11 protein-coding genes are annotated in these 11,923 nt (G+C 35.2%); 1 reads left to right on the top strand and 10 read right to left on the bottom strand.

Annotation, left to right across the window (positions count from 1 at the left end):
- Positions 1-5: 5 nt before the first annotated feature.
- The 9 genes from G5B37_RS04255 to G5B37_RS04295 form a co-directional block, all read right to left on the bottom strand.
- Positions 6-1,526 carry a class I SAM-dependent DNA methyltransferase gene (locus tag G5B37_RS04255; protein ID WP_164678828.1) on the bottom strand — a complete coding sequence of 507 codons (1,521 nt, stop codon included), beginning with the start codon at positions 1,524-1,526 and terminating at the stop codon, positions 6-8.
- Positions 1,526-3,358 carry a hypothetical protein gene (locus tag G5B37_RS04260; protein ID WP_164678829.1) on the bottom strand — a complete coding sequence of 611 codons (1,833 nt, stop codon included), beginning with the start codon at positions 3,356-3,358 and terminating at the stop codon, positions 1,526-1,528. Before G5B37_RS04260 ends, G5B37_RS04255 begins: the two co-directional genes overlap by 1 nt.
- 3 nt (positions 3,359-3,361) lie before the next feature.
- Positions 3,362-4,678 carry a restriction endonuclease subunit S gene (locus G5B37_RS04265; RefSeq protein ID WP_164678830.1) on the bottom strand — a complete coding sequence of 439 codons (1,317 nt, stop codon included), beginning with the start codon at positions 4,676-4,678 and terminating at the stop codon, positions 3,362-3,364.
- Positions 4,678-7,488 carry a type I restriction endonuclease subunit R gene (locus G5B37_RS04270; protein ID WP_164678831.1) on the bottom strand — a complete coding sequence of 937 codons (2,811 nt, stop codon included), beginning with the start codon at positions 7,486-7,488 and terminating at the stop codon, positions 4,678-4,680. Before G5B37_RS04270 ends, G5B37_RS04265 begins: the two co-directional genes overlap by 1 nt.
- A gap of 110 nt (positions 7,489-7,598) precedes the next feature.
- A complete protein-coding gene (locus G5B37_RS04275) occupies positions 7,599-8,642 on the bottom strand; it encodes a DUF5320 domain-containing protein (RefSeq protein ID WP_164678832.1) in 1,044 nt (347 codons plus the stop codon).
- A 173-nt stretch (positions 8,643-8,815) separates the two neighbouring features.
- Positions 8,816-9,037, bottom strand: a complete 222-nt coding sequence (locus G5B37_RS04280; protein WP_164678833.1) for a hypothetical protein — start codon at positions 9,035-9,037, stop codon at positions 8,816-8,818.
- Positions 9,038-9,059: 22 nt separating this feature from the next.
- Positions 9,060-9,383, bottom strand: a complete 324-nt coding sequence (locus G5B37_RS04285) for a four-helix bundle copper-binding protein (protein ID WP_164678834.1) — start codon at positions 9,381-9,383, stop codon at positions 9,060-9,062.
- Between the two features lie 24 nt (positions 9,384-9,407).
- Positions 9,408-9,560, bottom strand: a complete 153-nt coding sequence (locus G5B37_RS04290) for a hypothetical protein (protein WP_164678835.1) — start codon at positions 9,558-9,560, stop codon at positions 9,408-9,410.
- 10 nt (positions 9,561-9,570) lie between these two features.
- Positions 9,571-9,729, bottom strand: coding sequence for a hypothetical protein (locus tag G5B37_RS04295; RefSeq protein ID WP_164678836.1), 159 nt, complete (start codon positions 9,727-9,729; stop codon positions 9,571-9,573).
- Between the two features lie 195 nt (positions 9,730-9,924).
- On the opposite strand from G5B37_RS04295, the gene G5B37_RS04300 reads away from it, so the two are divergent.
- Positions 9,925-10,410: a ferritin-like domain-containing protein gene (locus G5B37_RS04300; RefSeq protein WP_164678837.1), complete on the top strand. Its 486-nt coding sequence runs from the start codon at positions 9,925-9,927 to the stop codon at positions 10,408-10,410.
- Positions 10,411-10,501: 91 nt separating this feature from the next.
- Here G5B37_RS04300 and G5B37_RS04305 read toward each other — a convergent pair whose 3' ends face one another.
- Positions 10,502-11,887, bottom strand: a complete 1,386-nt coding sequence (locus G5B37_RS04305; RefSeq protein ID WP_164678838.1) for an MBL fold metallo-hydrolase — start codon at positions 11,885-11,887, stop codon at positions 10,502-10,504.
- Positions 11,888-11,923: the final 36 nt, after the last annotated feature.

Consider the following 11,923-nt stretch of genomic DNA (forward strand, 5'->3'; position numbering starts at 1 on the left):
TTTCATTATTCGTCATCGTCTAAAGTTGCTATTATTTCTCTAAAACTATTCAATCCTGCTTCAATGTTTTCTATAATTTCATGAGCTAACACATCGGGGTCTGGAAGATTGTCTAAATCTGTAAGACTTTTATCTCGCAACCAAAAAATGTCTAAGCTTGTTTTATCTCTTGCAATAATTTCATCATAATTGTATTTTCTCCATCTACCCTCTTCATTTTCCTCGCTCCAAGTTTCTTTTCTTTTATCAATGTTTTTACTATTGTACAACTTAACAAACTCCTCAAGATGCTGTTGACGCATAGGGCTTTTCTTTGGCGTGTGATGCACGTTGGTTCTATAATCATAAAACCATATTTCTTTTGTCCAAGCTTCTTTACTTGCAGGCCTATTCTTGAAAAACAAAACGTTTGCTTTTACGCCTTGTGCATAAAAAATACCCGTTGGAAGTCTCAAAATAGTGTGTAATTCTGCCGTTTTCATTAACTGCTTTCTCACTTCTTCTCCTGCACCACCTTCAAACAATACATTGTCTGGAAGTACAACCGCTGCTTCGCCGTTTATTTTAAGCTGTGTTTTTATATGTTGTAAAAAGTTGAGTTGTTTGTTTGATGTCGTCTCCCAAAAATCCTGACGGTTATAACTTAGATCTTCTTTTACAATTTCACCTTGTTCATTGGTAAAGGTCATGCTGCTTTTTTTTCCAAAAGGTGGATTTGCCAACACATAATCGTAACGTTCTCCATCATCTGCAATTAAAGCATCATTTGGGTTGATAAACGATTCTCCATCAATTTCTCCAATATTGTGCAGATACATATTCATTAAACACATTCTACGTGTATTGGCAACAATTTCGTTGCCGTAAAAAGTTTTGTTTTTTAAAAATTCCTTTTCTTCTCGGTCTAACTTATTATTATCTACAATCCAATCGTAAGCCGCTAAAAAGAAACCACCAGTACCACACGCTGGGTCTACAATTGTTTTTAATGGTTTGGGTTGTATACAAGCCACCATAGTTTTAATTAATGCCCTGGGTGTAAAGTACTGCCCTGCTCCACTTTTAGTGTCTTCTGCGTTTTTCTCTAAAAGGCCTTCATAAATTTTACCTTTAATATCTGCCCCCATCATGGACCAATCTTCTTTGTCGATTAGGTTAATGACTTTAAGCAATTTGGCAGGGTCTTGTATTTTATTTTGGCTTTTGGTAAATATTTGCCCTAATGTTCCTTTTTCTGTAGAAAGCGTGCGTAATAATTGACTGTAAAAAGACTCTAACTCTGCACCACGTTTGCTGGATAGGGTTTCCCAGTTGGCAATTTCGGCATCTGCAACCTCATTGCCTTCTACATCTTTTAACTTCGGAAATTTTAAGCCTTTATTATAGGGCGGTTTGTTAAGCTCATCTGCCATTTTTAAAAACAACAAATAAGTAATTTGTTCTAAATAATCTCCATAGCCCACACCATCATCACGAAGTACGTTAGCAAGGTTCCATATTTTTGATATTATTGTTGAATCTGTCATTAATGATTTTTAAATTTTTTATTTAATGTTTTTTCCTCTGAAGAATATGACCAATATTTCAAAGGCAATTTTAATTTGTCTTTTAAGTTTTGAAAATAAGTCAAATCGAATTCAGTTGGTGTTGCAGGACCAATAATTATTAGTTGTTTAAATTCCAAAGAAGTATCCAGAAGCGCATATTCAATTATTTGTCCTAGAGCCTGTCGTATACAAGCCAAAACGGAATTTGCAGTTTTAACTTCGAATAATATGTACTTGTCTTTGTGTTTAGCTGCACAATCAACAAGGTTATTACATATTCTTGTCTTTTCAGTAGAAATTTCAAAACCTTTGTATTCTTTAGATTGTGTTAAGTAAGCATGCAAATCGTTCGTAATATCTGCGTGTGTGCGATTAACGTTTCTTTTTCCACCACTTACATTTTGAGCATAAGAATTTGAACCTGTCCCATTTCCAGTTTCAAACTTCATTTTTGGGTCTTTAATTTCTGCATCAACAATTTCGACCAAAGTTTCCAAATCATCATCTATAACTCTAGGTATAAATCGATGTATTTTTATAGCATCCTCGTCTAATAATATTGGTTCTTGGTATATTACTGCGTCATCAACATGAAAGGCCAGATTCGGTCTTAACTCTAGTGTTTTCATCAATTTAGTATCTGCCTCCACTTCTTCTAACTCCCTTAACATCAAATCTCTACTGTTTTCAAAAACTGTTACTACTTCTTCCTCAACATCATCAATATCATGATATACTTCTACATTTGATAATTTTCCTATGAGAAAATTTTGCTTTGTAGAAGGATGAATACTGTATAAATAAAGCTCATTTATAAACGAAGCATTTACAGGCATAGATGCGACACCTCTAATGTAACCATATCTGTAACTATCAATTAAATACCTATTATTAAAAAGCCACTCTTCAAATCCAAAACCATATTGTTGGTGGTGTGCTTTATTTTTTCTTCCTTGCCATTTTTGATTCCAATACCTCTCCATTGGAACTTGCCAATTATTGTCATTCCAAACAATACGCATTAATCGTTTTTCAGGCCAAAGCAAATAATATATTTCAGAATAAGTATCTAGATGTTTGGAATAAAATGCATCCGTTTCTTTTACTAAAGATTTCCATGAATATTTTTCAACATCTTCTTTTTTTACATAGTGAAAACTAGCATTAGCTTGTTCTCGTAGTTTGAAAAATAAATCTTTTTGTGATTGGGTGATAGTTTTATCACTCCATTGAATATCCATTTTGTAATCTAAATCTCCATTTTCATCAACTCCAACAGTAAAAAATAATAAACTATTATTTCCATCGTATGGCTTGAGACTACACCAAGCATATTGTTTATAGGTTTGAAAACCTGATTTTTGATGACGTGTATTCCATCCACGCCTTTTACTAACAATTTTCCAACCTAATTCTTCTAACTTTTCAGCCCAAAGTTGTGTTTTACTCCATACAGTATCTCTTAAAAAATCACCTATGTTTCTGTCAACAGGATTTAAGGAATTATAATCTTTACGAGCAATTAATATTTGAAAAGATTTTAATTCTTTTTCTGTAAAAAAATTATCAGCTCTAGTTGTATCAACAATCGGGAAACCAAGATTTAATAAAGCTTTTTGTGCTTGATTCGTATCAAAACTATCTCTATTTATGGGATTAGCAACAATCTCGTAATGTTTTGAAATTACTGCACTAGGCGAAATCAATTTACCTTTCCACCAAACAGCGTAGTCAGTTTTTCTTAAGTTGTCTTCCCTAATTAAAGCTTTAATTGATAGTACTGCATCGTTTTGAGTTATATCTTGAAACATACTTTATTTCTTTAATTTCTCTGCTTTAATTCTCTCCAACAAATCCCCAGCTGGCTCATACTCTGGATGCGCTTTACAAGCAGCAATTTCTTCTTCGCTTAACAATTTTCCCTCAAATGCTTTTTTAAGAATGCTTTGGCGTAAGGCTTGGGCTTTCTCTAAACTGTCTGCAATATCTTTTTCTACTGTGTCACAAACCGATAAACGACTTTCTATGTCGCTGACAATTTGGTGTTGAGCTTCTTTTGAACAAATTGGAATTTCTAATTTTAAGAAGGCTTTCTGAGTTAAGTTCAATCCACTATCGCTACTACCTGATTTCATTATTTCTATTTCACTTAAAATTTCAGGGGAATTTAAAGCGTATTCGAAATATTCTGGTGTAACCAATTCTTGGTTTATACCAATACGGTAAACTTTATCACAATTAATAAGTTTTGGTCTAGTTTGTTTTACCAAACAACAAATACCAACTCTTACTCTTGGTCCAGCACGAGTTATTAAAATATCCCCCTTTTTTATTTCGTGTTGTTCTCTAGGTTCTAAAGTATCTGGTAAAATCTTATTTTCAATTTCTACAAATTTTCCAGCTTGAATTGCTGACGTTTTAATTACAGCCCATTCTGTTGGGTCGGTTGAGTTTTGATTAATACATTTTGGACTCCAACCTTGACTTAAGTTATCAACTAATTCCGAAATCTCTATTTTTTTATTTTTTGGAAAACAAGAAGAAAGAACCGCTTGCCTATAAATAACCAATTGGTTTTGTGCTTTTTTAAGGTCTGCAATACCACTATCTAAACTGCTGAAAAGTTCTTCTATTTTTTTGACAATTGTTTTTTGAATTGGTAAAGGCGGTAATGGAATTTCCGCATTTAAAATATGTTCTCTTTTTAAGTTATTAATGTTTGAACCTTTTGAGGCTTTACTAATAATTCCTCTGAATGTACTTGAGTGAAAATAACATTGGATAAATTTTGAATTAATGTTTTCATTCGGTCTAAAAACTGAACAAAAAGCTCCAAAACTTAAATTGTAATTATCTTTTGCCTGTGCCGATTTGCCAACTAAATGTTTGCTTCCACTCGACATTGCAAAAATAATATCGCCAGATAATATTTTCTGTTCTTCCTTAACTAACTCTTCTTCAACATACTTTAAGTTATCAAAATTTAGGTGGTTTTCATTTATGTTATTTGCTCTTAAAATCGGTAAAAAATTGTCCTTTGCAATATCTGCTGATTGAGGTTTTTTATAATTAATTCCTCTTATTAAATCGCCTAGTAAATTAGCCTCACATTCTATCCAATCTTCTTTCATTATGCAGCTAATACTTCATTGAGTTCGTTAATAACTTCATTCATTTGGTTGCCAAATAATTGGTGCATTTTTCCTTTTCCGCCTTTGGCATCAAAAGGTGTGTAATCTAAATCGTCTATTTCTATATGGTAACTGCTCACTACATGGTCTTTTATCATCCGTAGCCATTCCACTTGTTCAGGCATAAAACGATTGTGCTGTCCTGCATTTTGTTCAAACATCCATTTTCTAAAATTTTCATTAATCGTTTTATCATAAGGGATTAGTTGTTGGTCTATACCACAAGCACGTCTAATTAATGAAACCAAACCAGTTAGTTGCTCCTTTGGTGGTTTACTCTTTACTTCTTCGACAGTAGCGTAGGCGTTCCAAACATAATCAGGTGCTAATAATGGTTTTTCTAACTGTAATTTTTCCATCACGTCTTTTATCATTTTAAACGTAATGTCTCTACGGTTATAAGGTTGGTTGTAAAAAATGCTCAACGCTTTAATTTCATCCTTGTTTGCTTCTAAATATTCAGTAAAATCCTTTACAATTTCAGTAGCTTTATCTACAGAAGTGGTTTCCCACTCACTTTTTGTAACCGAATCTATGTTTACACTATCAATAATTTGTTCGTGTTGTTTACGTACGTTATCCAGGTAGTCATTTAATTCTCCATTAAAGGTTTTACTAGCTTCGAGAATCAATTGTTCTTGAGCTTCCTTTTTGGCTTCTTCTAGTAAAGCTGGCGTTTGGTCTTGCACAGGGATTTTGTCAATCTCTAATTGTGCTTTGGTTTCAATTTCGTCTTGGTCGAAAGCTGTAATTAATTCTTTGGTTATCTGCTTGAGGTTTTTACCACCAGAAAACTCCAATAATTTGTCTTTTTCTTTTTCTGTAATTTGCTTTTCTAAACGAATTAATCGGTTAGCCAAAGACAAAAACAAATCTTCGTCTGCAACACCCATAGTAACAGCTCCCAGTAAATCTTTCATTGGTACAGACTTTTTACGCTCTAAAGGTCTACTGTCTGTTTTTTTAGATTTTGTTGCTCCAACAGCATCTACAATAACGAAATGCGTTTTTGTTTTCGCAGTTTTAGATACGAGTTGTAAAGAATCACTATTAATGGTTCGTGTACCACGACCTTTCATTTGCTCAAAATAGTTGATGCTTTTTACATCTCGCATAAACAATAACACCTCTAATGGTTTTACGTCTGTTCCTGTAGCAATCATATCCACAGTAACTGCAATACGTGGATAATACGAATTTCTAAAACGGTTTAACACCGATTTTGGGTCTTCCTCAATTTTGTAGGTTACTTTTTTACAAAAGTCGTTACCTTCGTCAAATTCTTCTCGAATGATTTTTATAATATCGTCTGCATGACTATCTGTTTTTGCAAATACTAGGGTTTTTGGTACCTCGTAATCGCCGTTTTCATCAACACGGTTAGGGTAAATAGTCGTTTTTAAGGCACGTTTATATTCACGTATAATATTTCTAATTTGACTAGGGTTAACAACCTTTTTATCTAAATCGTTGCGTTTGTACTCGGTATCTTCATCTTCTTGTTGCCAACGTTTTTTTCGTGTTAATTTATCTCGTCTGTCTACATACCAACCTGCTTTTATAGTTTCTCCATTTTGAGAAATCTCCGTTTCAATTGTGTACACATCATAAGGAACGTTTACACCATCTGTTACAGATTCTTCATAGGTATATTGGCTAACTACATTTTCATTAAAAAAACCGAAGGTTCTTTTATCTGGTGTTGCGGTTAAACCAATTAGAAAAGCATCAAAATAATCTAATACTTGTTTCCATAAATTATAAATGGAACGGTGCGCTTCGTCAATGACTATAAAATCGAATTGTTCAATAGGTACTTTTGGAGTGTACTCAACAGGAACAGCTTTGTTTTTAGAAATTTTGTTCTGTAACCAAGAATTTTCGTTTGGATTATCGAGTTCAGCACTTTCATCTAATTCTTCTCCTTTTAAAATAGAATACAAACGTTGTATTGTTGAAATACAAACTTGACTATCGGAAGCAATATAACTTGATGATAATCGCTGAACATTATACAATTCTGTAAATTTTCGGTTATCGTCATTGGGCTGAAAGGTCATAAATTCCTGTTCTGCTTGTTCGCCAAGGTTTTTGGTGTCCACCAAAAACAACACACGTTTGGCATCTGCGTGTTTTAACAAACGATAGACAAAAGTGGCTGCTGTAAATGTTTTTCCAGCACCGGTTGCCATTTGAATTAAGGCCTTTGGTCGGTTCTTTTTGAAAGAATGTTCCAGATTGTTTATGGCTACAATTTGAGCAGGACGTAATCCTGTTTCATCTAAACTTGGAATAGATAATAATCGTTCTCGTAGCGATTGCCCCTTTTTTAACCACTCTGCAATTGTTTCTGGTTTATGAAAACTAAAAACACTTCTTCCTCTTGGTTTTGGGTCTCTGTAATCTGTAAATCTTGTGATAGTTCCTGTGCTTTCGTATACGAAAGGCAAAGGGTCGTTATTCAAGTATTTTAATTTTGCGTTGGCATAGTTTGAAGATTGTTCTTCCACAACTGTAAGTCTATGTCCTTCATCCTCTCGTTTCGCTTCAATAATTCCGATAGGTTTTCGGTCTACGAACAGAACATAATCGGCAGGACCTACATCGGTTTGGTACTCACGTACTGCAATGCCTTTTCCAGCAGATAAGTCTACTTGGCTTTTAGACTGTACAACCCAATTGGCAAGACGAAGCATTTCATCGATTTTATCGCGAGCTACTTGTTCAGGATTTTGGTTGGGAGTTGTCATATAAAATTTAGTATAGCTGTAAATATAAAAATCCTACCTCACTCTAACACTAAGGAAAAACCCTTAATTTTTGTGATGTGCTGCAATCATTAAATATGTCTGCATTAAGACTACTCAAACGAGAAAATAGAATACCCTACTCCTATTCCTACCCATGGTTTTCCATAAAAGATCCATTCATCGCCAAATCTTGACAAAGGCAAATCAATACCTGCACCAAATAAAATATTGAAGCTATTATACGATAAACCGTAGGCTAAGCCAAGATCTAAAGAAAGTACATCTGTATCCTTTTTAATTACTCCATCTGTGTTCTTATTGTTTAAAGTAAGCTTAGATGCACCAATTAAAAAATTAGCTGATTGCATTTTTTTAGTTTTCAATTCACCTTTGCTATTAAAACCATGAACTCCCCATTGTTTACCAACAAATAAGGCAAAGTCAACATCTGTTCGAACATTATTTGTCCCCCCAGAAATCGAATCAGAATCTGAATCCACATATAACTTTAAAGGCAATGATAAAGCACCTACATGAAATGATGTTGTAGGCACAAACAGTTGTCCATTTTCCGGTAGCTTTAGACCAATGCTCTCTTTTTCATAACCTTTTAGCTCTCCATTAAAGTACTTTATTAAACGGTTTTTTCCTTCAGTATTCTCGGTAGACTCAGAAAACTTAAACGGTTTCAGTTTCAAAAAACCATCTTTACTCTCAATAGTGCCATCAATTTTTCCAAAAGATTCAGGACATTTTACTTCTTCCAGTTCGTTTTCTAATGCATCCTTCTGCGCCTTTAATACCTTCTTTTCGTTATTGTCAAGATTCGGATTCCTTAATTTGTCAACTAATTCGTTTCTTTTAATAAATTTCTTTCTCAGTTCGACAATCGAGGGATCCCCTAGGGCCTTATTTTGGTAGATAGCATAACATCTTAGTCTCAGTAATTCAATTTTTTGCAATGCAACATTATCTTCCTTTATCTCTTTTCCATCTACGTAATAAACGGTTTTCATTGAAGTTACACTTTTAAGTACCAGCGTTTCAACATTTTCCGCATTTGGAATAATTGAATACTTTTTTTTGATTTCATTTTGAGCCATTAATGTCGTGATTGACAAGAGTGTCAATAAAAGTAAAATGTAATTTTTCATCCCGCTATCAATTAGTTATGAAATAAATGTACCTTAATATATAAGAAGAACTATACCCAATACCGGGTATTTCCAAAAAAAAGGGAAAAATCCTGTAGCGCATATTTCTAGATAGCTCATAAAAAAACCCCACAGTTTCCTGTGAGGTTCTTTAAACTATACTATTTCAATTTTTACTTCTTATCCCGCTGCCCAGAAGGGGTTTCTTTTATGTTACCATCGTTATTATAACCTGCTGGGTCGTTAGACTCTGGCACCTTATCTGGGTCTTGCTTTTGAGGGCGCTTACTCGTATCTGGTTTAGCGTTGGGCTCTCCAGGATAATCTTGGTTGGTAATGCGTTGTTCGTTTTTCTTCTTAGGGTCTAGCATTGGTGCTACTTTATTTTTTTTCATTATTATGTTGTTTTAAGTTGAACTACGCTGCTAAATATTGCTTACAGGCTTCTATACAGTTTCTGCACGCCTGAGCACAATCTTTACATTGTTGGTGTTCATGTTCTTCACAGATACTTGCGCAATCTTCGCATACACTTATGCAATAGTTAATCAGTCCTTCTACATTATCATACGTGGTGTGCAGTATTTGCGATAGACTACTACATACTTCTGCACAAACACGGTCTGTACGTATACAGTCTGCCATCATCTTTACATCGTCTTCTTCTAAACAAGCATCTGCGCAATGGTTGCACGCATTTATGCAACTACCTAGGATACTTATTAATTCTTGCTTTTTCATCGTTCTTGTTTTTAAAATTTCAATTTATTTCTGTGTTCGTGTGGTCTTATCCTTATTGCCATACTGATTTGTATGTTCTGGTTTCTGCGGTCCTTTATGCGTTTCTGGATGAAGGCTTTCGGCCACTTCTTCACGTTCTTTCTTCTTTTTGTCTGTCTTCTCTTTATCTGTACTCATCTTTTGCGTTTTATGCGTTGTCACGCGGTTGGTGCTTCTCACGTTTGTCTTTTACCTGATGGTTAATTTCACGCCCATCTGCAACATTTGCCTTTTCGTCTATGGCGCTATCTTTAACGCTGGTATTGTTTTTCTCTTGGTTCGGAATTTTATCTTTATCTGTGTTCATAATGTTGGTTTTAATAAGTTATACCTTAAATATACTTGTATCTCTTCGGAAATTTTAAAACATTAATAGTCTTTAACATCAAGTGTTAAACGAATGTCAATTAGCATTTCCATAAGACCTTAGCCGTTTTCTTCATGGTACTTTTATAAGTATAAAATAACCCGCTGGAAGATTTCAGCATAAAAAAATAGAACTATGAAAACTACAAAAGAACAGGCAGATATAGATATCCATAATAACTTGGTGAACAATCTTCAAGAGCTATTAGAGAAAAACGTAGACGCCGAAAAAGGATTCGCAAAAGCTATGCAAGATGCTAAGAATGCAAACCTTAAAAACTTTCTTAAACATCAGGCAGCGCAACACGGACGCTTCGTGAACGAATTAGATCAAGAGATTAGAAATTTAAACGAAACTCCAAAAGAAGGTGGTAGCGTAACAGGAAAACTACACCGTACATGGATTGATATTAAAACCGCGCTAACAGGAGAAAACGATGAGGCCGTATTGGAAGAATGTATACGTGGAGAAAAAGCCAGCTTAGAAGAATACGAAGAACGTATCAAACAAAATAACTTTCCACCTCAAGTAGAAACAATCCTTACCAACCAACTAGGTGAAATAAGAGGGACATTATCGCGCGTGAAGACGTTAGAAGATATTGCCGACAGTATAAATTAGACACCTGCTAACTATACAAAAACCGTCTTGAATAGGTTTCAAGACGGTTTTTTTATGTGTAGTATAGCAATTAGTTCTAGTTCAACTAAGACTATGCGGTTACAGCAATGTCTGCTTCTTTAATGGCTTTAAATCCACCTGCCACATCTATCACGTTATGAATTCCGCGTGCCTTCAGTATAGATGCCGCAATTACAGAACGATACCCTCCTGCACAATGCACGTAAAAAGGTTCTTCTTTTGGAAATTCAGACAGATGTTCATTGATAACTTCTAATGACGCATGTTTCGCCGTTGGAATATGTGCGCTGTCCCACTCCCCGTCTTTTCGTACATCAAACACCTTTGCGTCATTTGCTATTGCATCTTTTAAGGTTGTAGCAGAGACAGATTCCATACTATCTATTTCTTTAGCTGCGGTTTTCCAGGCTTCAATACCACCTTCTAAATACCCCAGCGTATTATCGAATCCAACTCTAGATAGTCTAGTTACAGTTTCCTCTTCACGACCTTCGGGAGTTACCAGTAAGATGGGTTGCTCTACATCACCAATCATAGCTCCAACCCAAGGTGCAAATCCGCCATCAATACCTATAAAAATCGATCGTGGAATGTGCGCTTCCATAAAATCTTTTTGATGGCGCACGTCTAAAACAAGGGCTCCTGTACTGTTTGCCAATGCTTCAAAAGCATCTGGGTCTAAAGGCTTCGTACCGCGATCTAGCACATCAGATATGTCGTCGTAGCCTTCTTTATTCATCTTTACGTTAAGTGGAAAATACACTGGAGGTGGTAATAATCCATCGGTAACTTCAGTAATAAATTCATCTTTAGTCATATCTGCCCGTAAGGCATAGTTCATTTGCTTTTGGTTCCCTAAGGTATCTACCGTTTCTTTCATCATATTCTTTCCGCAGGCAGAACCAGCACCATGCGCCGGATAAACAATTACATCGTCTGCCAACGGCATAATCTTGGTGCGTAAACTATCGTATAAATAGCCCGCAAGGTCTTCTTGGGTTAGGTCGGCTCCCTTTTGCGCCAAATCTGGACGTCCTACATCTCCCAAAAACAAGGTGTCTCCACTAAAAATACAGTAATCTTTTCCATTTTCATCTCTCAACAAATACGTTGTGCTCTCCATAGTGTGTCCTGGAGTGTGCAGTACTTTAATAGTTACGTCGCCAATCTTAAATTCTTGGTTATCTGCTGCCAATATAGCTTCAAAAGCAGGGTTTGCATTTGGGCCATAAACAATAGCCGCTCCTGTTTCGTTTGCTAGAGATACATGACCGCTCACAAAATCGGCATGAAAATGAGTTTCAAAAATATATTTTATCGTCGCCTTGTCGCGTTTTGCACGTTCAATATAAGGTTTCGTTTCTCGAAGCGGATCTATAATAGCCACTTCACCATTGCTTTCTATATAATAGGCACCTTGACTTAAACAGCCGGTGTAAATTTGTTCTACAGTCATAGGGATTAGAGTTTCTACAAAGATACAAAGGATTCC

It is taken from the genome of Rasiella rasia, from assembly GCF_011044175.1.
Classification (GTDB): Bacteria; Bacteroidota; Bacteroidia; order Flavobacteriales; family Flavobacteriaceae; genus Marinirhabdus; species Marinirhabdus rasia.

What these genes read in the sequence shown, in the direction of transcription:
- G5B37_RS04255 (WP_164678828.1), bottom strand. Translation starts at nt 1,526, where the DNA reads ATGACAGATTCAACAATAATATCAAAAATATGGAACCTTGCTAACGTA.
- G5B37_RS04260 (WP_164678829.1), bottom strand. Translation starts at nt 3,358, where the DNA reads ATGTTTCAAGATATAACTCAAAACGATGCAGTACTATCAATTAAAGCT.
- G5B37_RS04265 (WP_164678830.1), bottom strand. Translation starts at nt 4,678, where the DNA reads ATGAAAGAAGATTGGATAGAATGTGAGGCTAATTTACTAGGCGATTTA.
- G5B37_RS04270 (WP_164678831.1), bottom strand. Translation starts at nt 7,488, where the DNA reads ATGACAACTCCCAACCAAAATCCTGAACAAGTAGCTCGCGATAAAATC.
- G5B37_RS04275 (WP_164678832.1), bottom strand. Translation starts at nt 8,642, where the DNA reads ATGAAAAATTACATTTTACTTTTATTGACACTCTTGTCAATCACGACA.
- G5B37_RS04280 (WP_164678833.1), bottom strand. Translation starts at nt 9,037, where the DNA reads ATGAAAAAAAATAAAGTAGCACCAATGCTAGACCCTAAGAAGAAAAAC.
- G5B37_RS04285 (WP_164678834.1), bottom strand. Translation starts at nt 9,383, where the DNA reads ATGAAAAAGCAAGAATTAATAAGTATCCTAGGTAGTTGCATAAATGCG.
- G5B37_RS04290 (WP_164678835.1), bottom strand. Translation starts at nt 9,560, where the DNA reads ATGAGTACAGATAAAGAGAAGACAGACAAAAAGAAGAAAGAACGTGAA.
- G5B37_RS04295 (WP_164678836.1), bottom strand. Translation starts at nt 9,729, where the DNA reads ATGAACACAGATAAAGATAAAATTCCGAACCAAGAGAAAAACAATACC.
- G5B37_RS04300 (WP_164678837.1), top strand. Translation starts at nt 9,925, where the DNA reads ATGAAAACTACAAAAGAACAGGCAGATATAGATATCCATAATAACTTG.
- G5B37_RS04305 (WP_164678838.1), bottom strand. Translation starts at nt 11,887, where the DNA reads ATGACTGTAGAACAAATTTACACCGGCTGTTTAAGTCAAGGTGCCTAT.